Below are 22,277 nucleotides of genomic sequence, written 5' to 3'. Positions count from 1 at the left end.
TGAGAACGCTACAATCCGGCAGCGGCGCTGCCGGTGAGAAAGTAGGTAGATCATGGAACTGAGACCGGAAGAAATTACCAAAATTATCAAGGCACAGATCAAGAACTATGCCTGTCAGATCGACGCCAGCGAGACCGGTACGGTCATCCTGGTGGGCGACGGCATTGCCCGGGCCTCCGGCCTGGAGAAGTGCATGATGAACGAGCTCATCGAGTTCCCCGGCGGCCAGTACGGCATGGCCCAGAACCTGGAGGAGGATTCGGTGTCCATCGTCATCCTGGGCAACGATGCCGGTATCCGCGAGGGTGACACCGTCAAGCGTACGGGCCGCGTCGTGTCTGTGCCCGTGGGCGAAGCCCTCATCGGCCGCGTCGTGGACGCCCTGGGCAACCCCATCGACGGCAAGGGCGACATTGAAGCCGCCGAGTTCCGTCCCATCGAAGAGCCCGCCCCCGGCATCATCGAGCGCAAGCACGTTTCCGTGCCGCTGCAGACGGGCATCAAGGCCATCGACTCGATGATTCCCATCGGCCGCGGCCAGCGTGAGCTCATCATCGGCGACCGTCAGACCGGTAAGTCGACCATCGCCACCGATACCATCATCAACCAGAAGGGCAAGAACTGCCTCTGTATCTATGTGGCCATCGGCCAGAAGCGGTCCACCGTGGCCGCAGTCGTGGAGACCCTGGAGGCCGCCGGCGCCATGGATTACACCATTGTCGTCAGCGCCAGTGCTTCGGAGCTGTCCCCCATGCAGTATATCGCGCCCTACTCCGGCTGCACCATGGGTGAATACTTCATGTACCAGGGCAAGGACGTGCTGATCATCTACGACGACCTTTCCAAGCACGCCGTGGCTTACCGTGCCATTTCCCTGCTGATCCGCCGCCCGCCCGGACGTGAAGCCTATCCCGGCGACGTCTTCTATCTGCACTCCCGTCTGCTGGAGCGCGCAGCCCGTCTGGACGACGCCCACGGCGGCGGCTCCCTGACGGCTCTGCCCATCATCGAGACCCAGGCCGGCGACGTGTCCGCCTATATCCCCACCAACGTCATCTCCATCACCGACGGCCAGATCTTCCTGGAGACCGAGCTGTTCCACGCCGGCGTTATGCCCGCTGTCAACCCCGGTATCTCCGTGTCCCGTGTCGGCGGCGACGCCCAGATCAAGGCCATGAAGCAGGTGGCCGGTTCCCTGAAGCTGCTGTACTCCCAGTACCGCGAGCTCCAGAGCTTTGCCCAGTTCGGCTCCGATCTGGACCAGGACACCAAGGACCGTCTGGCCCAGGGCGAGCGCATCGTGGAGGTGCTGAAGCAGAAGAACGGCGAACCGGTGGAGGTTGCCCATCAGGTGTGCATCTTCTACGCCGTCACCCACGATTTCCTCAAGGATGTGGCCGTCGGCGATGTCCATGAGTTCGAGGTGGGTCTCTACGAGTATATGGACGCCAACGGCGCCGGTGTGCTCCAGGCCATCCGGGATACCGGCAAACTGGCCCCCGAGACCGAGGCAGAGCTGAAAAACGCTTTGACCACCTATACGCAGCAATTTCTCAAGAGCAAGTAAGGAGGAGTGAGACATGGCCGGAGTATCCATGAAGGATATCAAGCTGCGGATTCGCAGCATGGAGAGCACCAAGCAGATCACCAAGGCCATGGAGATGGTGGCTTCCTCCAAGCTGCGCCGCGCGCAGGAACGGGTGCTCACCAGCCGTCCTTACTTTGAAGCGCTCTACGAGACCGTCACCGGCATTGCCGCCGAAAACTGGGACTTCTCTTCGCCCTATGTCCAGGTGCGGGAGGAGGGCCCCGTGTGTGAAATTGTCATCGCCGGTGACCGCGGTCTGGCCGGTGGTTACAACCACAACGTCATCAAGCTGGCCCAGGAGGATGTCAAGGGCAAAGACGCCGCCATCCTGCCCGTAGGCAAGAAGGCCCTGGAGTATTTCCGCAGCCACGGCCACACGGTGATTTCCGACGCCTATGCAGAGGCCGCCGGTCTCACCAGCGGCGACTGCTTCTCCCTGGCCAAGGCCATCTGCGAGGGCTATCGGACGGGTAAATATTCCGCTGTGCGACTGGTGTATACCAGCTTTGTGTCGGTGCTGACCCAGACGCCTTATGTGCTGTCCCTGCTGCCCCTGCCGGCGCCGGAGAAGCACGAGAAGGCCCGGGAGCTGACCCTGTACGACCCCAGCAGCGAAAGCGTCTTCAACGCCATCGTGCCGGAGTATCTGGGCGGCCTGATCTACGGCGCCCTCTGCGAGTCCGTGGCCAGTGAGTTGGGCGCCCGCCGCACCGCCATGGACGCTGCCACCAAGAACGCGGAGGACATGATCGACGATTTGAGCCTCAAGTACAACCGTGCCCGCCAGGGTGCCATCACCCAGGAGATCACGGAAATCGTCGCCGGCGCCGACGCGTGAGTCGGTCCAAAAGTGTTTTGACAGACTTGCGGCGAACATACAGCTTTAAAAAGTTGTATGTTCGGTCTATTGAAATCAGTGCACGGCCCAGGCCGACCTCTCTTGGCCTGCGGCCAATTCACCTGCGGGGATTCTTTGTCCCCCGCACACACCCCCTGTTGCTCTGTCGCGGCAGCTTTGTGGGGACTTTGGCAGTCTGAGGTGCCGACGCCTAGCCTGTCACCGCAGAAACGCAAACAAAGGAGTTGACTTCATTGGCCAATCAGCATACCGGGACCGTGGTGCAGATCCTCGGCCCCGTTCTGGATATCCGCTTTGCGGATGGCCAGCTTCCCAATCTGCTCAACGCCATCGAGATCCGCCAGGGCGACAAGACCCTGGTCTGTGAAGTGGCCCAGCACATCGGCGACAACGTCGCCCGCTGCATCGCCATGGGTTCCACCGACGGCCTCCAGAGAGGCATTGATGCAGTGGATACCGGCGCGCCCATCTCCGTGCCCGTAGGCGAGGTCTGCCTGGGCCGCGTGTTCAACCTGCTGGGTGAGCCCGTGGACAACAAGCCCGCGCCCCAGACCGAGGAGCGTTGGCCCATCCACCGTCCTGCCCCCTCCTATGAGGAGCAGAGCGGTGCCACGGAGATTTTTGAGACCGGCATCAAGGTTGTCGACCTGATCTGCCCCTACGCCAAGGGCGGCAAGATCGGCCTGTTCGGCGGCGCCGGCGTCGGCAAGACCGTTCTCATCATGGAGTTTATCCGCAACATCGCCAAGGAGCACGGCGGCCTGTCCGTCTTCGCCGGCGTCGGCGAGCGTACCCGTGAGGGTAACGATCTGTACGGCGAAATGACCGAGTCCGGCGTTCTGGAGAAGACCGCCCTGGTCTACGGCCAGATGAACGAGCCGCCCGGAGCCCGTATGCGCGTGGCCCTGTCCGGTTTGACCATGGCCGAGTACTTCCGTGATGTGCGCCATCAGGACGTGCTGCTGTTTATCGACAACATCTTCCGTTTCACCCAGGCCGGTTCCGAGGTGTCGGCGCTGCTGGGCCGTATGCCCTCCGCCGTCGGCTACCAGCCCACCCTGGCTACGGAAATGGGCGCCCTCCAGGAGCGTATCACCTCCACCAAGAAGGGCTCCATCACCTCCATTCAGGCTGTCTACGTCCCCGCCGACGACCTGACGGACCCCGCCCCTGCCACCACCTTTGCCCACCTGGACGCCACCACCGTGTTGGACCGTGCCATTGCTTCCCTGGGCATCTATCCCGCCGTGGACCCCCTGGCCTCCACCAGCCGGATTCTGACGCCGGAGATCGTCGGTGAGGAGCATTACAATGTGGCCCGTTCCGTCCAGCGGATTTTGCAGCGCTACAAGGAGCTCCAGGACATCATCGCTATCATGGGTATGGATGAGCTGTCCGAGGCCGATAAGCTGACTGTTTCCCGCGCCAGAAAGGTGCAGCGCTTCCTGTCGCAGCCCTTCTCCGTGGCCGAGCAGTTCACCGGTTATCAAGGAAAGTATGTGCCCCTCAACGAGACCATCCGCGGCTTCAAGGAGATCATCGAGGGCCGCCACGACGATCTGCCCGAGTCGGCCTTCCTGTTTGCCGGCTCCATCGACGAAGTGGTCGCCAAGGCGAAAAAGGGTGAATAAGTATGAACGCCTACCATCTGCAAATCGTCACGCCGGACGGTCTGCGCTTTGACGGAGAGGCCCAGAGCCTGTTGGTGCGTACCACCACCGGCGATGTGGGTATCCGTGCCCGCCACACCAACTATGTGGCGCCGTTGGGTATGGGCGTGGCCCGTGTGACCATTGACGGCCAGGAGCGCCGTGCCGCTTGTGTCGGTGGTATGGTATCGGTGCTCAAAGGCGAGGTGCGGCTGTTGGCCACCAGCTTTGAGTGGGCCGAGGACATCGACGTGGAACGGGCCAAGGCTGCCGAGGCCGATGCCCGGGCCATTCTGGACCATGCCGACCAGCATGATGCCGAGACGCTGGAACTGGCCGAAGGCCGTCTGCGCCGGGCGTTGATCCGCCAGAGCGCGGCGGAAAAGCCCCAATAAGGCAAAAAAGAAAGGAGTGCTGTACTGTGCAGCACTCCTTTTGTGTCGTTCCCGGCACCGTCCCACGAATCGGAATGGACCACCGACAGGGAATGTAGGGCGAGGCTTGCGTGTTACGCCGTAGGATTGCCCCCGCCGCTCGTCGGGAGTACGATTGCGCATTGGTACGACGTACAACGGGACCATGTACCGCAAAAAGGCCGCCGTCCGCCACCCGCTTTGGGGTGGGGACGGCGGCCTTACGGCGTTGCCGTGGAGAGTGCGCCATCTGCGGATGGCGCTTTGGAACGATTGGGGAGTTCGCCCGCTGCGGCGGGCGACCGGGGACGCTGCCCCCTGGACCCCTGCAACTTTATGAAAAAAGTTGACAAACACTTTGTTTCTGGGGTGTTACAGATAGGACCACAAGTCCCGTTGGAGCCGCTGTTCAGCGGCAATCAGGTCTGTGGCGACGGTCCGGGCCTCCGGGGCCGCCTGGGGATATCGATTGCAATACTTATGCAGGGATTTGATACCCATACTGCACCCGTCGGCCAACAGGTCTGCGACCGACTGATCCCCTGGCTGCAACGTCAACTTGACCGTGGTTTTAAGGCTGCTCATGCCCTTGGCGACGGGGTTGGGCGCTTTGGGCCGTCCGTCAAACCGGTGGAGCAGATCATGGGTCTGACGCCACAAAATCTGGTGGTCCTCCTTGCAGCGGCTCAGCTGCCGGCGCAGCTGGGGATTTTCCACCGACGGCAGCACCTCGTCAATGGCATGCAGCGCCATCTGGATGCCGGAATCACATTCGCCCAACAGTTTGCGGGTATCGTCCTGAATCATGGTAAGTACCTCCTGTGTCCGTTTGGGATAAGGATGCACCGTTTTGCTGCAAACTATAAGGGGAATGGTCCATTAACCGAAAATCTTTTTGACCTGTTGGGCAAACCGCTGTCCGAAAATCTTCATCAGGGCCGCGCCCTCGGTCTCCTGATCCCGCAGACACACAGGGCCAAGATGGATGAAGGGCTGACCGTACGCACCGCCGCCGGAATAGACCATGGCTCCCTGGACCATCAGGTGGGTCAGGATATGCTCCACGGCCACCACCGGTCCGCCAACGGCAAAATTGGCTGTGGCAAACGCGCCGCACAGCTTACCGGCCACCTTGCAGGGGCAGACGTCCAGCCACTGCTTTACCTGCCAGGCTTCCCCGGCGTAATAGTCCGGCGTACCCACCAGAACGCCGTCGGCGCTGTTGACAAACTCCACGGCCTCGGTGTTTTCCTTGGTCACCTCTGGAATGGACAGGCAGCGGACTTCACAGCCGGGCTCCTGCTCCAAAATCCCGGCGGCAATGGCTTCGGCCATGGCCTTGGTGCGCCCTGTGGCGGAGAAATAACAAATGGCGATCTTCATGGTTTGGTGCTCCTTTGCTTTGAGATGCACCCATTATACCATGACGGCAGTGCCGCCGTCAAAAGCTGCCATAGGCCACGCCCGGTTCCAACGTCACATTGTGGACCAGCGCCAGTTCCGACACGGTGCAGAATTGATATCCCTGGGCTTCCAGCTGGTCAATGGCCAGCAGCACCCCTTGTACCGAGCTGTCGTGGAGATCGTGGAGCAACACAATGCTGCCGTCCTCCACCGTTTCCACAATCCGCTGTGCAACCGTCTGCGGGTTGTCGCAGCACCAGTCCATGGTGTCCACATTCCAAAGGATAATCGGAAAGCCATACTCCGCCGCCGTCTCCCGTACCGTATCACTGAGCAGTCCCCCCGGCGGCCGCAGGACCGTGGGCCGCCGGCCCGTCAGCGCTGCAATTTGTTCCGCCGTCGATGTGAGTTCCGTACAAACCTCATCCCGGGGCAGGTCGTGGAGGTAACAGTGACGATAGCCATGGACCCCCAGTTCGTGACCGTTTTCCGCAATTTGTTCCACAAGCTGTGGAGCATTTTCCATGCGGTATCCGCAGAGAAAGAAGGTGGCCGACACATACCGCTCCGCCAGCCCCGCCAACAGCCGTTCCGTGACGCCGGGCGTGGGCCCGTCGTCAAAGGTCAGCGCCACAAATTTTTCCGGCCCCTTCTGGGCCTGGACCGGTTCCAGCAGCAGACATGCCGCCGTCACCGCCCACAGCCACCGGCTGCGTTTCATACCATCGCCCCCCTGTGGGAATAGTATGTGCCGAAAGAACATTTGACGGCCATAGAAATTTGCAGTAGAATAAAATAGATTATGGAAAGGGGGGAAGAACATGGTGCGTATCTTGTGTCCCGTCTGCGGACAGCCGCTGATTCCGGAAAAACCGGCCTGGCACTGTGACGCCGGTCACAGCTTCGATGTGGCAAGGCAGGGGTATGTAAACCTGCTGACGGTGGACCGGAAGCACTCCAAACAGCCGGGCGATTCCACGGCCCAGGTGGAAGCCCGCCGGGCCTTTCTCAGTGCAGGCTATTACGCGCCCATGGCGGCGCGGTTGGCGGAGATCGTGGCAGGGGAGCAGCCCCGGACCATCCTTGATGCCGGATGCGGCGAGGGATACTATTTGACGGAATTGGGCAAAGCATTGCCGGAGACGGAGCGGTGGGGCATCGATATTTCCCGGGAAGCCGTCCGCCGGGCGGCGGGCCGGGACAAGCAGGCCCACTGGCTCACGGCCACAGCGGCCCATCTGCCCTTTGCAGACGACAGCTTTGATTGTGTTCTCTCCCTGTTCGCCCTGACGGCGGCGGAGGAATTTCACCGTGTGCTGCGGCCCGGCGGCCTGTTTTTGCAGGTGGTGGCGGGGCCGGACCATCTGCGGGGCCTGCGGAACATCATCTATGACACGGTGGTGGAAAAGGACAAGGAACGGTCCCGCCCCTTACCGGGCTTTGTGCTGGAACGGTCGGAAACGGTGGAGTTTTCCTTTACCCTGACGGAAAACAGCCGGGTTCAGGAGCTGCTGGCCATGACGCCCCATTTTATGCGGATTTCCAAGGCCGGGGCCGACCGGGCCAGAGCAACGGAAGGGCTGACCGACACCTTCCAGGCGGTGTGCAACGGCTACCGCGCCATTTGAACCAAGAAGGAGTAACGTATGCTGGATAAGCTGAAGCTGGTGGAAGAAAAGTACATGGAGATGGAGGAACGCTCCGCCCAGCCGGACTTCTACAGCGACCCCAAGGCGGCGGCCAAGCTGCTGAAGGAACAGAAGGATTTGGAGCCGGTGGTGGAAGCCTACCGGGCCTATCGAAAGACCCAACAGGAACTCCACGATCTGCGGGAAATGTTGGACGGTTCCCTGGAGCCGGACCTGCGGGAGCTGTGCCAGGAGGAGTTCACCCAGGCCAAAAAGGATTTGGAAGCGCTGGAACAGCAGTTGAAAATCCTGCTGCTGCCCAGGGACCCCAACGATGATAAAAACGTGATTCTCGAAATCCGCGGCGGCGTGGGTGGCGAGGAGAGCGCCCTGTTTGCCCACTCTCTCTTCCGGATGTATCAGATGTATGCCGCGTCCAAGGGCTGGACCATGGAGATTCTCAACTACAACGAGACGGAACTGGGCGGTGTCAAGGAGGCCGACTGCATCATCAACGGCAGCGGGGCCTATTCCCGCTTGAAATTTGAAAGCGGCGTCCACCGGGTCCAGCGGGTGCCGGAGACCGAATCCGGCGGCCGCGTCCACACCTCCACGGCCACCGTGGCGGTGCTGCCGGAGATGGAGGAGGTGGACGTGGAAATCCGTCCCGAGGACATTGAAATGCAGGTGTTCCGGTCCTCCGGCGCCGGCGGACAGCACATCAATAAGACGTCCTCGGCGGTGCGTCTGATTCACAAGCCTTCGGGCATTGTGGTGGCCTGCCAGGAGGAACGTAGCCAGGTCCAGAACCGGGAAAAGTGCATGAAGATGCTGGCCTCCAAGTTATATGAGATCGAGCAGACTCGCATTGAGACGGAGCATTCGGACCAGCGCCGGTCCCAGGTGGGCACCGGTATGCGCAACGAGCGCATCCGCACCTATAACTTCCCCCAGGGCCGGGTGACGGACCACCGCATCGGCCTGACCCTCTACAAGATCGACGCCTTTATGGACGGCGATCTCGATGAAATGATCGACGCGCTGGTGACGGCCGACCAGGCCGAAAAGCTCCAGCGCAGCGAGAAAGCGTGAGACCATGGAAACACTGTTTTTACCGGCCCAGGACCCGCAGACGGCGGAGAAAGCGGCGGAGATTCTTAAAAACGGCGGCTTGGTGGCCCTGCCCACGGAGACCGTCTACGGTCTGGGGGCCAACGGCTTGGACAGCGATGCTGTCTTGAAAATCTTTGAGGCCAAGGGCCGTCCCCAGGATAATCCGTTGATTCTCCATGTGGCCCAACCGGAGGATATCCGGGAGATTTGCGACCCCATTCCAGAAACCGCCTGGCGTCTGGCGGAACGGTTCTGGCCGGGCCCCCTGACCATGGTGCTGCCCTGCCGCCCGTCGGTGCCGAAGCGCACCACGGCGGGACTGGACACGGTGGCGGTCCGCTGCCCGCGAACGCCCATCACCCGGGAGATCATCCGGCTGTCCGGCGTGCCCATTGCCGCCCCGTCGGCCAACCGGTCCGGCAAGCCCAGCACCACCACGGCGGAGCACGTGCGCCACGATATGGAGGGCCGCATCGACGCCATTGTGGACGGCGGTCCCTGCGATGTGGGCGTGGAATCTACCATTGTTGATTTGACCGGCCCTGTGGCCCGGCTTCTGCGGCCCGGCGGCGTCACGCCGGAGCAGCTGCGGGACGTGGTGGGGGAGCTGATCGTCGATAAAGCCGTTACGTCTCAAATCGACCAGGACGCCGTGGTGCGGGCCCCCGGTATGAAATATAAGCACTACGCCCCCCAGGGTGAAGTAAAAATCATCGCCGGGCCCAGAGAAAAGGCTGCGGCCTACATCCGCCGTCACTTTGAAGACGGTGACGCCGTTTTGTGCTTTGAGGAAGAGCTGCCCCTCTACGAGGGCTGTAACCCCATGGCCTACGGCAAGGAATCCGATACGGCCACCCTGGCCCACGGCCTGTTTGCGGCCCTGCGGGACCTGGACCGGGCCGATATCCGGGTGATCTTCGCCCGCTGCCCCGAGGGCGGCGGCGTGGCATACGCGGTCCAGAACCGGCTGCGGAAGGCCGCCGGATTCCAGATCGTCACGGAGGACCAGCTATGAAGGTGCTGGGCATCACCGGCGGCACCGGCTGCGGCAAGACGACGCTGCTGCGGCAGGTGGAGGCTCTGGGCGGCTGCGTCATTGACTGCGACGCGGTCTATCACCGGCTGCTGGAGACCGATAACGCATTGCTGACCGCCATCGACCACGCCTTTTCCGGCGTGGTACAGCACGGCGTATTGCAGCGCAGGAAACTGGGCAAAGTGGTATTTGGAGACGAAGCTGCGTTGCAGCGGCTCAATGCCCTGGTCCATCCCTTTATCTTTGGGGCCGTGGAGCAGCGGCTGAAACAGGCCGAGCGGGACGGCTGTCCGTTGGCGGCCATCGACGCTGTGGGCCTCATAGAAAGCGGTTTGGGCCAGCTGTGCGACGGTACCGTGGCCGTGACGGCCCCGGTAGAAGACCGGGTGCGGCGGCTTATGGCCCGGGAGGGCATCGACGAGGACTACGCCCAGCTGCGCATTGCAGCCCAAAAATCCAATTCGGAATTTGCTGCCCAATGTACGTGGCAGATTCACAATAATTACGCCACTGCCGCGGACTTTTCGATGGTCTGCGGCCGGTGGCTGCACCAATGGTTAGGAGGAACGACTATGTCTGAAATGGACTGGAAAGCCGTCCGCGAGACGCTGCTGCACAACCCCAAGCAGGCCCGTCTCGACGACAAGGACAAAGAGGAACTGAACGTCTACTGCAAGGACTACATGCAATTCATGGACCGGGCCAAGACGGAGCGGGAAGCCGTGGAAGTGGCCGTGGAGGCCGCCCGTGCTGCCGGTTTTGTGGAGTTCAACCCGGAGATGCAGCTGCGTCCCGGCGACAAGGTCTACTGTGTCAACCGCAAAAAGGCCGTGTCCTTTGTGGTCATCGGCAAGAAGCCCCTGGATAAGGGTACCCGCATGGTCATTGCCCATACGGATTCCCCCCGTCTCGATTTGAAGCCCGTGCCCCTGTATGAGGAGGGCGAAATCGCCTACTTCAAGACCCACTACTATGGCGGCATCAAGAAGTACCAGTGGCCCACGGTGCCCCTGGCCCTCCACGGCATCCTGGCCCTCACCGACGGCAGCGTGCTGAAGGTCAACATCGGCGAGGACGACAACGACCCCGTGTTCTGCGTGTCCGATCTGCTGGTCCACCTGTCCAGCGAGCAGATGAAAAAGACCCTCAGCGAGGGCATCACCGGCGAGCAGCTCAACGTGATTCTGGGTACCCGTCCTCTGGACGATGACGACGGCGACAGCAACCGTATCAAGCTGGCCATTATGATGCTGCTCCATGACAAGTACGGCATCACCGAGGAGGATTTTCTGTCCGCCGAGCTGACCATGGTCCCGGCCCTCAAGGCCAGAGAGGTTGGCCTGGACCGGAGCCTGATCGGCGCCTACGGCCACGACGACCGGGTGTGCGCCTACGCCGGTTTCTACCCCATGCTGCATATGCAGGAGGCTCCCGAGCATACGTCCATCTGCATTTTTGCTGACAAGGAGGAAATCGGCTCCGAGGGTGTCACCGGCATTCAGTCTCAGGACTTTGAAACGATGATGGAAGACCTGTGCGCCTGCCAGAAGGTCAGCGTCCGCCGCTGCCTGGGTAACTCCATCTGCTTCTCTGCCGATGTGACGGCGGCCTATGATCCCAGCTTCTCCGAGGTCTTTGACCGCCGCAATTCTGCCATGCTGAATCGTGGCGTTGCTCTGTGCAAGTACACCGGCTCCCGCGGCAAGTCCGGCGCGTCCGACGCTGCCGGTGAGGTCATGGCCCGGTTCCGCCGTGCTTTCCAGCGGGGCGGCGTGGCCTGGCAGGTCTGCGAGATGGGCAAGGTGGACGCCGGCGGCGGCGGCACTGTGGCCAAGTATATGGCCGCCCGGAATATCGATACCCTGGACGCCGGCGTGCCGGTGCTGTCCATGCACGCTCCTTGGGAGCTGGTGGCTAAGGTGGACTGCTTCATGACCATGAAGGCCTGCCGCGTGTTCTATAATATGGACTAAGCGCCCAAAAGTAAAAGCTTTTACTCAATTTTTTCTCGAAAAAATTGCGGGGTCCAGGGGCAGAGCCCCGGTCGCCCGTCGCAACGGGCGAAATACCCGCGCCGCGCACGGCGCGAAATACCCGCCCGCCGCAGCGGGTGAAACTCCCGCGCCGCGCACGGCGCGAAATACCCACCCGCCGCAACGGGCGAAACACCCTTTCGCGTTCCAACCGCCATCCGCAGATGGCGGAACCCCTGCCAACGGCAATGGCCCCTGTCGCCGCCCCCTTGTGGGGGTGGACGACAGGGGCCATCTATTGCGGCGGGACACACAGGTCCCGCCCTACGTTCCATAACAACGCACACCATCCGATGGTACGCAAAGAAGGCCGCCGCCTGCTACCCCCGAAGGGGTGGAGACGGCGGCCTTACGGCTTTGCCGTGGGGATTGCGCCATCTGCGGATGGCGCTTTGGGACGATTGGGGATTTCGCGCCGTGCGCGGCGCGGGAGTTTCGCTGGCTGCGGCCAGCGGGTATTTCGCCCGCTGCGGCGGGCGACCAGAGGCGCTGCCTCTGGACTCCGCAATTTTTTCGAGAAAAAATTGAGTAAAAGCTTTCATATTGGTGCTTAGCGGTGTTTTTTGCGGCGGTCATTGGCCGGGTTCCGGCTGGGCCGCTTGGCCTTGGGTGGGCCAACACGGCCGTCCCGTTTTGCTTTGGGCGGCGTTTTGCTTTGGGCCTGCTTGGGTTTCCGCGCCACTTGCTCCCCGGCCCGGGGACGGATGAGACAGTGCTTGTCAAACCCAATCAGGTCTGTCCGTCCCGCCTTGGTCAACGCCTCATGGACCAGAGCATAATTTTTCGGGTTCCGGTACTGAATCAACGCCCGCTGCATGGCCTTTTCATGGGGATTGGTGGGGACGTACACCGGTTCCATAGTCCGGGGGTCCAACCCTGTATAATACATGACCGTGGACAGGGTGGAGGGGGTGGGGTAGAAGTCCTGGACCTGCTCCGGCATATACCCCAGGTCCCGCAGATATTCCGCCAGGGTCACGGCTTCTTTCAGCGTGGAGCCGGGATGGGAGGACATGAGGTAGGGGACCACATACTGTTTCAGCCCATACTGCTCATTGAGCCGCTTGTACTTCTCCAGGAACTGGTCGTACACGGCCCGGCGGGGCTTGCCCATTTTATCCAACACCGCATCGGCCACATGTTCCGGGGCCACTTTCAGCTGACCGGAAACGTGGTAGCGGACCAGCTCCTTAAAGAATACATCGCTTTCATCCGCCAGCATATAGTCGAAGCGAATGCCCGAACGGATGAAAACCTTCTTCACATTGGGCAGGTTCCGCAGTTCCCGCAGGAGCTTCAGATAATCCCGGTGGTCGGCAATGAGATTTTTGCAGGGCCTGGGGAAAAGACACTGCTTGGTGGGACAAGCGCCGGATTTCAGCTGTTTTTTACAGGCTGGCTGCCGGAAATTGGCCGTGGGGCCACCCACGTCGTGGATATAGCCTTTAAAATCCGGTTCCCAGGTCATCTGCCGGGCTTCGGCCAGGATGGACTCATGACTTCTCGTCTGGATGATACGGCCCTGGTGGAACGTCAGAGCGCAGAAGCTGCACCCGCCGAAGCAGCCCCGGCAGGACACCAGACTGAACCGAACTTCCTCAATGGCAGGCACGCCGCCGGCCTTTTCATAGGAGGGATGATAGGTGCGCATATAGGGCAGGCCGTAGACCCGGTCCATCTCCCGCTGAGATAGGGGTTTCTGAGGCGGATTCTGTACCACAAATTCTTTCGGGCCGTAGGGCTCAATCAACGCCTTGCCGGAAAAGGGGTCCGTGTTGCAATACTGCGTGTAAAAACTCTCGGCATACTTCCGCTTGTTTTTGCAGATCTCTTCATAGGAGGGCAGGACTTTGTGGGGAACCGGTACCGTGGGTTCCGTGGAACGGTAAACGGTGCCGTCTACAAAGGTGATGTCCCGGGGATGGAGACCGCCGTTGAGGGCTTCCGCGACCTCCACAATGGACCGTTCCCCCATGCCGTACAGCAGCAAATCCGCCTGGGAATCCAGCAAAATGGAGCGTTTCAGCTTGTCGGACCAGTAATCGTAATGGGCCAGACGCCGCAGACTGGCTTCGATGCCGCCAATGATAATGGGAATGTCGTGATAGACCCGGCGAATCAGATTGCAATACACGACGGTTGCGTAGTCGGGCCGTTTGCCCATGACGCCGCCGGGGGTGAAGGCGTCGGTTTTGCGGCGCTTTTTGGACACGGCGTAATGGTTGACCATGGAATCCATATTGCCGCCGGTGACGAGGAACCCCAGGCGGGGACGGCCCAGGGCCGTAATGGACTGGGGATTCTTCCAGTCGGGCTGGGAAAGGATGCCGACTTTATAGCCGTTGGCCTCCAGAACCCGGCTGATGATGGCGTGGCCGAAAGATGGATGGTCCACATAGGCGTCGCCGATGATGTAAATAAAATCGCATTGCTCCCAGCCGCGGGCCTTCATGTCGGCCTTGGAAATGGGCAAAAATTCACGCATGATGATTCCTCCTGTATTCGTACCTCTCAGTATAGCAAAGAAATGGAGGGAATAAAAGAGGGAAGTCACGGAAAAACCGATAAGTGAAAGCTTTTACGCAATTTTTTCTCGAAAAAATTGCGGGGTCCAGGGGCAGGACCCCGGTCGCCCGCCGCGGCGGACGAAATCCCGCTGGCCGCAGCCAGCGAAATACCCCAAGCGTTCCAAAGCGCCATCGGCAGATGGCGCAATCCCTGCGGCAAAGCCGCAAACGCACCGGCTTCGTCCCATGAGGGCGACAGCCGGTGCGTTTCCTAAGAGCGTATTCGATTTGAATTAGTGGCAGGAGCCATGGCCGCACTGGTGGCCTTCGCCGTGGTGATGACCGCACTGGTGCCCCTCGCCGTGATGGCTACAGGTAATGTCGGGCTGGTACTGGAGGGTTCCGGCCAGCAGGGCTTCCACCGCCGCGTCGGCGTCGCCGGTGACACCGCCGTACAGCTTGATACCGGCTTCGGCCAGTGCCATCTGCGCACCGCCGCCGATGCCGCCGCAGATGAGGGTATCTACCTGATAGCCGCCCAGGAATCCCGCCAAAGCGCCGTGGCCGCTGCCATTGGTGTCCACCACCTGGGCATCGGTCACCTTGCCGTCCTCCACGGTGTAGACCTTGAACTGCTTGCTGTGGCCAAAATGTTGATAGACCTGACCGTTTTCATAGGTGACTGCGATTTTCATATGGGACGTCTCCTTGTCATTTAATTTGGCAATTTGTGCCGGAACGGGACAGCCGGTACAGCCCGCGCCGCCGCAGACATGGTAGCTGCCGCCCTCGATGCGCAGCTCCAGCCCATCCACAACGCAGCGGGCCAGCTTTTCCCGGGCGCTGTTGTAAATGGTCTGGGCCGTGGTGCGGGCCACGTTCATGCGGGCGGCGCAGTCCTCCTGGCTCAGACCCTCCAGATCAATTTGACGGATGGCCTCCAGCTCCTCTACGGTCATGATCTCCACCCCGTAAGGGCCGTCGTCCAGGGGACCGAAGCGGCACGTCCCCGGCAGACGGCAGATGCGGCGGTCCTTCTTCGGTCTGGCCATTGGCTGCCTCCATTTCTGGCATATGCCGTTTATTTACCACTATTATACCGCGCCATTGTAAAAAGTCAAGGCGCAACAACAGACGAAATCTTTTTACCTTATGGTGGCACAACTATTTTACAAATGTGCAGATTTCTTAAATTACGACAGGGGAATTTGGGAGATATCCATAAAAAATATGGGCTGTGACGGGATTTTACAAAATGTCCGCCGGATTTGGATTTAACATAGATTTGATTTTACACTTCTTTCGTATTTTACAAAGGATTTGTATCATCATAACTGTAAGTTCCCTCGCCAAGCGCGAGAACACCGCAAAACAAAAGGAGATATGTCACAATGAAAAAGTTTGTCTGCCTGGCGCTGTCCCTGATGACGGTCCTGGCCATGTTCACCGGCTGCGGCTCTACCACTGCGGCTCCCGCCGACACCACCGAGGATACCGCTGCAGAGGGTGCCACCACGCAGGATACCGCCACGGAGGACACCGCTGCCGAGGAGACCACCGGCACCGTGCAGGCCCTGTCCGGCACCGTCAATACCGACGGCTCCACCTCCATGAATGAAATGATGCTCATTATGATGGAGGTCTTCGAGGAGCTGAACCCCGATGTTACCGTCAACTACTCCGGTACCGGTTCCGGTGCAGGCATTGAGGCGGTCCTCAATGAGACTGTGGATATCGGCCTGTCTTCCCGTGCGTTGAAGGACGAGGAAAAGACCAACGGCGCGGTGGAGCACATTGTGGCGCTGGACGGTGTGGCCATTGTGGTCAACCCCGCCAACACCGTCACCGACCTGACCGTGGACCAGATCGCCCAGATTTACAAGGGTGAGATCACCAACTGGAGCGAAGTGGGCGGCGCCGATCAGGAGATCGCCGTTCTGGGCCGTGAGGACGGTTCCGGCACCCGCAGCGCCTTCGAGGAAATCGTGGGGGTAGACGGCGAGTGCAAGTACACCAATGAGTACTCCTCCACCGGCGACGTCATCGGCCAGGTCGCTTCCAACCCCGGCGCCATCGGTTACGCCTCTCTGTCCGCTGTCGATGACACCGTGTCCGCTGTGAAGGTGGACGGCGTGGCCCCCTCTGAGGAGACCGTCAAGGACGGCAGCTACACCTTGCAGCGTCCCTTCGTCATGGTCACCAAGGACGGTGTGGAACTGAGCGCCGCTGCCCAGGGCTTCCTGGACTTCGTCATGAGCGACGAGGCTGCCCAGTATATCACCATGGCCGGTGTGGTTGCTCCCTGACGCAAGCCATCATACGGTTCCAAACAGGTGCGGCCGGCCTACCGGCCGTGCCTGTTCGCCGCAACTCCAACAAACCGACAAACCGAAAGGCTGAACAAAACGTATGAAAGACGCCATGACCTCTCCGAACCCGCAGCCGGAGCAGACGGCAGCCCGGTCGTTCTGCGCCGCCATCAAGCCCGCTGAACGGATTATGCAGATCCTCTTTTTGATTTGCGGCCTGGTGGCCGTAGGCTTTGTGCTGATTATCAGCATTTACCTCATTGTTTCCGGCATTCCCGCCATCCGGGAAGTGGGCCTGCTGAACTTCCTCTTTGGCACCACCTGGTCGGCCCAAAACGATCAATATGGGATTTTGGGCTTTATCCTGACCTCCATCTACGGTACCGCCGGGGCCATCGTCATCGGCGTGCCCATCGGTTTCTTCACCGCCGTGTATCTCTCCAAGGTGGCGCCCCCCAAGGTGGCCGCCGTCATCCGCACCACGGTCAATCTGCTGGCCGGTATCCCCTCTGTGGTCTACGGCCTGGTGGGTATGTTTGTTCTGGTGCCGTGGATTCGCGAAACCTTCCATCTGCCCGCCGGTGACAGCCTCTTCGCGGCCATCATCGTTCTGGCGATTATGATTTTGCCTTCCATCATCTCTGTGTCGGAAACGGCCCTCAACGCCGTGCCCCAGGACTATGAGGCCGCCTCCCTGGCTCTGGGCGCGACAGAGCTGGAAACGTATTTCCGCGTCAGCGTCCCCGCGGCCAAAAGCGGCATTGCCGCCGCCGTGGTTCTGGGCATCGGCCGCGCCATCGGTGAAGCCATGGCCATCATCATGGTGGCCGGCAACGTGGCCAATATGCCGTCGTTGTTCTCCAGCGTCCGGTTTCTCACCACCGGCATTGCCATCGAGATGAATTACGCTTCCGTGGGAAGCTTGCAGAGAAACGCCCTGTACTCCATCGGTCTGGTGCTGTTCCTCTTCATCATGCTCATCAATGTTCTGCTCAACACCCTGCTCAAGCGGGACAAGGAGGGATAAATCCGTATGAAGAAACTGTCGCCCTCCCGCCGGGCCTATGAGATTGTGACCCGGACCATGCTCTATCTCTGCGCCGCCATCACCTGCCTGCTGCTGGTGTGTCTCATCGGCTACATCCTCTACCAAGGCATACCGGGCATCAACTGGGAATTCCTGACCACGGAGCGGAGCATCCTCCGGGGTACCATGGGTATTTTCCCGGCCATCTGCAATACCCTGTATGTCATCGTGGTTTCTCTGGTCATCGCCCTGCCCCTGGGTGTGGGCGCGGCCATCTATCTGACTGAATACGCCCGGAACCGCCGCCTGGTGGAGATCATCGAGTTCGCCACGGAGACGCTGGCCGGTATCCCCTCCATCATCTACGCCATGGTGGGCTCCATGGTGTTCTGCATCTCCCTGAACATGGGCAAAACCCTGCTGGCCGGTTCTCTGACCCTGGTCATCATGGTCCTGCCCACCATCATCCGGACCACCCAGGAAAGTCTCAAGACCGTGCCCCAGTCCTACCGGGAAGGTTCCCTGGGCCTGGGCAGCGGCAAATGGCACATGATTCGCACGGTGGTGCTGCCCAGTTCCATCGACGGCATCGTTACCGGCTGCATTCTGGCCGTGGGCCGCATTGTGGGCGAAAGCGCCGTCCTCATGTACACCGTCAGCATGGCCGTGGGGATGCAGGACTTCTCCACCATCTCCGGCATCATGAAGAGTTCCGGCGCCACACTGACCGTGGCCCTGTACGTCTATGCTAAAGAAGAGGCCGAGTTCTCCGTGGCCTTCTCCATTGCCACCGTCCTGCTGGTGCTGACGGTGCTCATCAACTTCGCCGCCTCTCTGGCCGGTAAGAAGCTCAAGCCCCAATAAAGACAAAGGAGTATCCGTCATGGCTGACACGACCATTTTACGTTCGGAAAACCTGGATTTGTTCTACGGCGACCATCAGGCACTGAAGGGCATTACCATGTCCATTCCCGAGAAGAAGATCACCGCCCTCATCGGCCCCTCCGGCTGCGGCAAATCCACCTTTATGAAGACCATCAACCGTATGAATGACCTGGTGCCAGGCGTCACCATCAAGGGACAGCTCCTGTACCGGGAACAGAACATCTACGGCAGCGACGTGGATGTGACCTGGCTGCGCAAACGCATCGGTATGGTGTTCCAGAAGCCCAATCCCTTCCCCATGTCCATCTATGACAATGTGGCCTATGGTCCCCGGACCCACGGCGTCCGCAACAAGGCCAAGCTGGATGACATTGTGGAGCGGTCCCTTCGGGCCGCCGCCATCTGGGACGAGGTCAAGGACCGTCTGAAAAAGTCGGCCCTGGGTATGTCCGGCGGCCAGCAGCAGCGTCTGTGCATCGCCCGGGCCTTGGCCGTGGAGCCGGATGTTCTGCTGATGGACGAGGCAACCTCCGCCCTGGACCCCATCTCCACCTCCAAGATCGAAGACCTTGCCGCGGAGCTGAAAAACGAGTATACTATCGTCATGGTCACCCATAATATGCAGCAGGCCGCCCGAATTTCCGATAAAACGGCATTTTTCCTGCTGGGTGAACTGGTGGAATTTGATGACACCGATACGCTCTTTTCCATGCCCAAGGACAAGCGTACCGAAGATTATATCACCGGGAGGTTCGGATAATGAGAAAGACATTCGACGAACAGCTGATGCAGTTGAACCGCGAAATGATCACCATGGGCTCTCTCTGCGAGAAGGTCATTGCCATGGCCGCCAAATCCCTGCTGGAAGGGGACAAGGAGCTGGCCGCCAAGGTGGTCCACAGCGATTCGGAAATCGATCAAAAGGAGCGGGAAATCGAGGCCATGTGCCTGAAACTCCTGTTGCAGCAGCAGCCGGTGGCCCGGGACCTGCGCATTGTCTCTTCGGCGCTGAAAATGATCACCGATATGGAACGCATCGGCGATCAGTCGGCGGATATTGCGGAAATTGTCACTGTGGCCGATCTCACCGCCTCCGATGACACCCTGCACATTGGAAATATGGCCCGGGCCGCCATCAAAATGGTCACCGGCGCTGTGGATGCCTTTGTCAGCCGGGATGTCCGGGCCGCTGTGGAGGTCATCAAGTATGACGATGTGGTGGACGACCTGTTCAACAAGGTCAAGCATGAACTGCTGGAGATTCTGCGTACATCCACGGAAAAGGCCGAGTATGCCCTGGATTTGCTGATGATCGCCAAATACTTTGAGCGCATCGGCGACCATGCCACCAATATCGCCGAGTGGGTGGTGTTCTCCATCACGGGCCGCCACGACGAGGAGGGTGCGGAATGATTTACTGCGTGGAGGATGACGCAGGCATCCGCAATATGGTGGTCTACACCTTGCGCTCCACGGGGTTTGAGGCAGAGGGGCTGGCCGACGGCGCGGCCTTCTTTGAAGCCATGAAAAAGACCCGTCCCCAGCTGGTGCTGCTGGATATCATGCTGCCCGGCGACGATGGTCTGACCATTCTCAAAAAGCTCCGGAACAACCCGGCTACGGCGGAACTCCCCGTGATTCTGGCCACGGCCAAGGGCAGCGAGTACGACAAGGTCACGGGCTTGGATTTGGGCGCCGACGACTATTTAGCGAAGCCCTTCGGCATGATGGAGATGGTTTCCCGGGTCAAGGCCGTGCTCCGGCGTACCACGCCCCGGCAGGACCAGCAGGTGCTCCAGGCGGGAGCACTGAGCCTGAATCTGGGTGAGCACATCGTAACGGTGGACGGTCAGCGGGTGACGCTGACGCTGAAAGAATTTGAAGTCCTGCGGGCCATGATGGAGCATGTGGGCCAGGTGTTCACCCGGGACCGGCTCCTGGGTGAAATCTGGGGATATGACTTTGACGGCGAGACCCGCACGGTGGACGTCCATATGCGGACCCTGCGGCAGAAGCTGGGACGCTGCGGCGACTATATCGAAACGGTCCGCGGCGTAGGCTATCGACTGGAGGTGGAGCACCCGTGACAAAGCGCATTTTCCGCTCCATTTTCTTTGTGGCGCTGGTGATTCTTCTGGCGGGTACGGTGCTCATTATGAGCGTACTCTATGGATTTTTCAACCAGTTGCAGCATAAGCAGCTGAAGACACAGACGGACCTGGTGACCCATGCGGTGGCCAATGAGGGAGCGGACTATCTGGAGCAATTGAAGGTGCAGGACTACCGCATCACTTGGATTGATGCGGACGGCACAGTGCTCTATGACACGGACGCCAACGCCTCCAAAATGGAGAACCATCTGGACCGGGAAGAGGTCCGGGAGGCCATTGCCTACGGCTACGGAGAGAGCGAGCACTATTCCGCCACGCTGCTGACCCGTATGATCTATACGGCGGAGCGGTTGGAGGACAACTCCATTATTCGCGTGTCCACGGTCCAGTATTCCCTGGTCAGCTTCCTGCTGATGATGCTCCAACCGGCGGCGGTGATGCTGCTGGCCTCCTGCCTGCTGTCGGCGCTGCTGGCAAGCCGCCTGTCCAAGAAGATTGTGGAGCCCCTCAACAATCTGAATCTGGACGATCCCTTGTCCAATGAGACGTATGAAGAGGTCGCGCCGCTGTTGGGCCGCATTGAGCGGCAGCACCGGCAGATTGTGGACCAGCTGGCGGAATTGCAGCAGAAACAGCATGAATTTGACGTGGTCACCGGCGCCATGAGCGAGGGCTTGGCGTTGCTGGGCGCGTCCGGTCAGATTCTCAGCATCAACCAGTCGGCGGCGCGGCTTCTGGGGACCGACCAGAATGCCGTGGGACGGGATATTCTGACGGTGAACCGTTCCCAGGAAATCCAGGATGTGCTGTTCCGGGCCCGGTCCGGCCAGCATGCCCAATCCACCCTGCCCGATGGCGACAGCGAATACCAGCTGGTGGCCAGCCCCGTTCTCTCCGACGGCCAGGTGTCCGGCATTGTCCTGCTGATCTTCGATATCACCGAAAAGAGCCACGCCGAGCAGATGCGGCGGGAGTTTACAGCCAATGTGTCCCATGAGCTGAAAACGCCCCTGCACTCCATTTCCGGCTGTGCCGAAATCATCAAGAACGGCATTGTCCGGGAGGCCGATCTGCCCCAGTTCATCGACCAGATTTACAACGAGGCCCAGCGTCTCATTACGCTGGTGGAGGATATCATCCGCCTGTCCCGTCTCGACGAAGGCGGCGGCGACGAAGCCAAGGAGCCTGTGGATTTGCTGAGCATTGCACGGGATGTGGTGGAGCGGCTGAAGCCCTACGCCGCCCAGCAGGGTATCCAGCTGCGGTGCGGCGGCGAATCGGCGGAGCTTTTGGGCGTGCCCCGTCTCCTCAGCGATATTCTGTACAACCTCTGTGATAACGGCATCAAGTACAACAACCGGGGCGGCAGCGTCACCGTCACCGTCTCCCGGCAGGAGCATGAAGCCGTGGTCCAGGTCCAGGATACGGGCATCGGCATCGCCACCGAGCACCAGAACCGTGTGTTTGAACGGTTCTACCGGGTGGACAAGAGCCACTCCAAAGAGATCGGCGGCACGGGTCTGGGACTGTCCATCGTCAAGCATGCGGCCATGATCCACAATGCCACCATCGAACTGGACAGCGCCCTGGGCAAGGGTACCACGATTACCGTCCGGTTCCCCACCAACTGATTTTTTTCCAAACGTGTTCAAAGGGTGCGTTGCAGTAATCTTGCAGCGCACCCTTTTTGTATCATGGCAGTACCGAAACAATAT

At 60.3% G+C, this 22,277-nt stretch carries 20 protein-coding genes; 15 read left to right on the top strand and 5 right to left on the bottom strand.

The annotated features are described in order from the left end of the window. Positions 1 to 52 precede the first annotated feature (52 nt). From atpA to atpC, 4 genes are all read left to right on the top strand, one after another. Positions 53 to 1,567, top strand: a complete 1,515-nt coding sequence (gene atpA / locus ACTQ33_RS02515; protein ID WP_441461872.1) for a F0F1 ATP synthase subunit alpha — start codon at positions 53 to 55, stop codon at positions 1,565 to 1,567. A 13-nt stretch (positions 1,568 to 1,580) separates the two neighbouring features. After that, positions 1,581 to 2,426: an ATP synthase F1 subunit gamma gene (gene atpG, locus ACTQ33_RS02510; protein WP_441461871.1), complete on the top strand. Its 846-nt coding sequence runs from the start codon at positions 1,581 to 1,583 to the stop codon at positions 2,424 to 2,426. 254 nt (positions 2,427 to 2,680) lie between these two features. Then, the gene (gene atpD / locus ACTQ33_RS02505; RefSeq protein WP_441461870.1) at positions 2,681 to 4,078 is read left to right on the top strand and encodes a F0F1 ATP synthase subunit beta; all 1,398 of its coding nucleotides are present in this window, start codon (positions 2,681 to 2,683) and stop codon (positions 4,076 to 4,078) included. Between the two features lie 2 nt (positions 4,079 to 4,080). Then, positions 4,081 to 4,491, top strand: coding sequence for an ATP synthase F1 subunit epsilon (gene atpC / locus ACTQ33_RS02500; RefSeq protein ID WP_441461869.1), 411 nt, complete (start codon positions 4,081 to 4,083; stop codon positions 4,489 to 4,491). Positions 4,492 to 4,881: 390 nt separating this feature from the next. Here atpC and ACTQ33_RS02495 read toward each other — a convergent pair whose 3' ends face one another. From ACTQ33_RS02495 to ACTQ33_RS02485, 3 genes are all read right to left on the bottom strand, one after another. Next, positions 4,882 to 5,316 (bottom strand): hypothetical protein, encoded by a 435-nt coding sequence (locus ACTQ33_RS02495; protein ID WP_441461867.1) that lies wholly within the window; start codon positions 5,314 to 5,316, stop codon positions 4,882 to 4,884. A gap of 72 nt (positions 5,317 to 5,388) precedes the next feature. Next, positions 5,389 to 5,892: a flavodoxin family protein gene (locus ACTQ33_RS02490; RefSeq protein ID WP_441461865.1), complete on the bottom strand. Its 504-nt coding sequence runs from the start codon at positions 5,890 to 5,892 to the stop codon at positions 5,389 to 5,391. Positions 5,893 to 5,950: 58 nt separating this feature from the next. Beyond that, positions 5,951 to 6,634: a polysaccharide deacetylase family protein gene (locus tag ACTQ33_RS02485; protein WP_441461863.1), complete on the bottom strand. Its 684-nt coding sequence runs from the start codon at positions 6,632 to 6,634 to the stop codon at positions 5,951 to 5,953. A 100-nt stretch (positions 6,635 to 6,734) separates the two neighbouring features. Between ACTQ33_RS02485 and ACTQ33_RS02480 the strand changes: the two genes are divergently transcribed. The 4 genes from ACTQ33_RS02480 to ACTQ33_RS02465 are packed head-to-tail and all read left to right on the top strand — an operon-like array spanning position 6,735 to position 11,663. Next, a complete protein-coding gene (locus tag ACTQ33_RS02480; protein ID WP_441461861.1) occupies positions 6,735 to 7,541 on the top strand; it encodes a putative RNA methyltransferase in 807 nt (268 codons plus the stop codon). 18 nt (positions 7,542 to 7,559) lie between these two features. Then, positions 7,560 to 8,633, top strand: a complete 1,074-nt coding sequence (gene prfA, locus ACTQ33_RS02475) for a peptide chain release factor 1 (protein WP_441461859.1) — start codon at positions 7,560 to 7,562, stop codon at positions 8,631 to 8,633. A gap of 4 nt (positions 8,634 to 8,637) precedes the next feature. Continuing rightward, the gene (locus ACTQ33_RS02470; protein ID WP_441461857.1) at positions 8,638 to 9,669 is read left to right on the top strand and encodes an L-threonylcarbamoyladenylate synthase; all 1,032 of its coding nucleotides are present in this window, start codon (positions 8,638 to 8,640) and stop codon (positions 9,667 to 9,669) included. Then, complete coding sequence (locus ACTQ33_RS02465; RefSeq protein WP_441461855.1) at positions 9,666 to 11,663, top strand: aminopeptidase; 1,998 nt, start codon at positions 9,666 to 9,668, stop codon at positions 11,661 to 11,663. Before ACTQ33_RS02470 ends, ACTQ33_RS02465 begins: the two co-directional genes overlap by 4 nt. Before the next feature lie 610 nt (positions 11,664 to 12,273). Here ACTQ33_RS02465 and ACTQ33_RS02460 read toward each other — a convergent pair. Next, positions 12,274 to 14,208 (bottom strand): YgiQ family radical SAM protein, encoded by a 1,935-nt coding sequence (locus ACTQ33_RS02460; RefSeq protein WP_441461853.1) that lies wholly within the window; start codon positions 14,206 to 14,208, stop codon positions 12,274 to 12,276. Positions 14,209 to 14,523: 315 nt separating this feature from the next. After that, positions 14,524 to 15,282, bottom strand: a complete 759-nt coding sequence (locus ACTQ33_RS02455; protein WP_441461851.1) for a NifB/NifX family molybdenum-iron cluster-binding protein — start codon at positions 15,280 to 15,282, stop codon at positions 14,524 to 14,526. A gap of 339 nt (positions 15,283 to 15,621) precedes the next feature. Here ACTQ33_RS02455 and ACTQ33_RS02450 point away from each other — a divergent pair, with 339 nt between their 5' ends. The 7 genes from ACTQ33_RS02450 to ACTQ33_RS02420 all read left to right on the top strand — a co-directional run bounded on the left by ACTQ33_RS02450 (position 15,622) and on the right by ACTQ33_RS02420 (position 22,193). Next, a complete protein-coding gene (locus ACTQ33_RS02450; RefSeq protein ID WP_441461849.1) occupies positions 15,622 to 16,536 on the top strand; it encodes a phosphate ABC transporter substrate-binding protein in 915 nt (304 codons plus the stop codon). Positions 16,537 to 16,729: 193 nt separating this feature from the next. Then, on the top strand, positions 16,730 to 17,566 hold the full coding sequence (pstC, locus tag ACTQ33_RS02445) for a phosphate ABC transporter permease subunit PstC (protein WP_441462035.1): 837 nt from the start codon (positions 16,730 to 16,732) through the stop codon (positions 17,564 to 17,566). Positions 17,567 to 17,572: 6 nt separating this feature from the next. After that, a complete protein-coding gene (gene pstA, locus ACTQ33_RS02440) occupies positions 17,573 to 18,430 on the top strand; it encodes a phosphate ABC transporter permease PstA (RefSeq protein ID WP_441461847.1) in 858 nt (285 codons plus the stop codon). A gap of 19 nt (positions 18,431 to 18,449) precedes the next feature. Further along, complete coding sequence (gene pstB, locus ACTQ33_RS02435; protein WP_441461846.1) at positions 18,450 to 19,211, top strand: phosphate ABC transporter ATP-binding protein PstB; 762 nt, start codon at positions 18,450 to 18,452, stop codon at positions 19,209 to 19,211. After that, on the top strand, positions 19,211 to 19,864 hold the full coding sequence (gene phoU / locus ACTQ33_RS02430; protein ID WP_441461844.1) for a phosphate signaling complex protein PhoU: 654 nt from the start codon (positions 19,211 to 19,213) through the stop codon (positions 19,862 to 19,864). Before pstB ends, phoU begins: the two co-directional genes overlap by 1 nt. Next, positions 19,861 to 20,538: a winged helix-turn-helix domain-containing protein gene (locus ACTQ33_RS02425; RefSeq protein WP_441461842.1), complete on the top strand. Its 678-nt coding sequence runs from the start codon at positions 19,861 to 19,863 to the stop codon at positions 20,536 to 20,538. The genes phoU and ACTQ33_RS02425 overlap by 4 nt, the downstream gene beginning before the upstream one ends. Next, on the top strand, positions 20,535 to 22,193 hold the full coding sequence (locus ACTQ33_RS02420) for an ATP-binding protein (protein WP_441461840.1): 1,659 nt from the start codon (positions 20,535 to 20,537) through the stop codon (positions 22,191 to 22,193). Before ACTQ33_RS02425 ends, ACTQ33_RS02420 begins: the two co-directional genes overlap by 4 nt. Positions 22,194 to 22,277: the final 84 nt, after the last annotated feature.

It is taken from the genome of Candidatus Avoscillospira sp. LCP25S3_F1 (assembly GCF_052117125.1).
Lineage (GTDB): Bacteria > Bacillota > Clostridia > Oscillospirales > Oscillospiraceae > Avoscillospira_A.
The sequence above is the reverse complement of the archived record's forward strand: the minus strand, read 5'-3'. Positions and strand labels throughout refer to the sequence as shown.

Excerpts from the sequence above, each read along its gene's own strand:
- atpA (WP_441461872.1), top strand. The coding sequence starts at position 53 with ATGGAACTGAGACCGGAAGAAATTACCAAAATTATCAAGGCACAGATC.
- atpG (WP_441461871.1), top strand. The coding sequence starts at position 1,581 with ATGGCCGGAGTATCCATGAAGGATATCAAGCTGCGGATTCGCAGCATG.
- atpC (WP_441461869.1), top strand. The coding sequence starts at position 4,081 with ATGAACGCCTACCATCTGCAAATCGTCACGCCGGACGGTCTGCGCTTT.
- ACTQ33_RS02495 (WP_441461867.1), bottom strand. The coding sequence starts at position 5,316 with ATGATTCAGGACGATACCCGCAAACTGTTGGGCGAATGTGATTCCGGC.
- ACTQ33_RS02490 (WP_441461865.1), bottom strand. The coding sequence starts at position 5,892 with ATGAAGATCGCCATTTGTTATTTCTCCGCCACAGGGCGCACCAAGGCC.
- ACTQ33_RS02485 (WP_441461863.1), bottom strand. The coding sequence starts at position 6,634 with ATGAAACGCAGCCGGTGGCTGTGGGCGGTGACGGCGGCATGTCTGCTG.
- ACTQ33_RS02480 (WP_441461861.1), top strand. The coding sequence starts at position 6,735 with ATGGTGCGTATCTTGTGTCCCGTCTGCGGACAGCCGCTGATTCCGGAA.
- prfA (WP_441461859.1), top strand. The coding sequence starts at position 7,560 with ATGCTGGATAAGCTGAAGCTGGTGGAAGAAAAGTACATGGAGATGGAG.
- ACTQ33_RS02470 (WP_441461857.1), top strand. The coding sequence starts at position 8,638 with ATGGAAACACTGTTTTTACCGGCCCAGGACCCGCAGACGGCGGAGAAA.
- ACTQ33_RS02465 (WP_441461855.1), top strand. The coding sequence starts at position 9,666 with ATGAAGGTGCTGGGCATCACCGGCGGCACCGGCTGCGGCAAGACGACG.
- ACTQ33_RS02460 (WP_441461853.1), bottom strand. The coding sequence starts at position 14,208 with ATGCGTGAATTTTTGCCCATTTCCAAGGCCGACATGAAGGCCCGCGGC.
- ACTQ33_RS02455 (WP_441461851.1), bottom strand. The coding sequence starts at position 15,282 with ATGGCCAGACCGAAGAAGGACCGCCGCATCTGCCGTCTGCCGGGGACG.
- ACTQ33_RS02450 (WP_441461849.1), top strand. The coding sequence starts at position 15,622 with ATGAAAAAGTTTGTCTGCCTGGCGCTGTCCCTGATGACGGTCCTGGCC.
- pstC (WP_441462035.1), top strand. The coding sequence starts at position 16,730 with ATGCAGATCCTCTTTTTGATTTGCGGCCTGGTGGCCGTAGGCTTTGTG.
- pstA (WP_441461847.1), top strand. The coding sequence starts at position 17,573 with ATGAAGAAACTGTCGCCCTCCCGCCGGGCCTATGAGATTGTGACCCGG.
- pstB (WP_441461846.1), top strand. The coding sequence starts at position 18,450 with ATGGCTGACACGACCATTTTACGTTCGGAAAACCTGGATTTGTTCTAC.
- phoU (WP_441461844.1), top strand. The coding sequence starts at position 19,211 with ATGAGAAAGACATTCGACGAACAGCTGATGCAGTTGAACCGCGAAATG.
- ACTQ33_RS02425 (WP_441461842.1), top strand. The coding sequence starts at position 19,861 with ATGATTTACTGCGTGGAGGATGACGCAGGCATCCGCAATATGGTGGTC.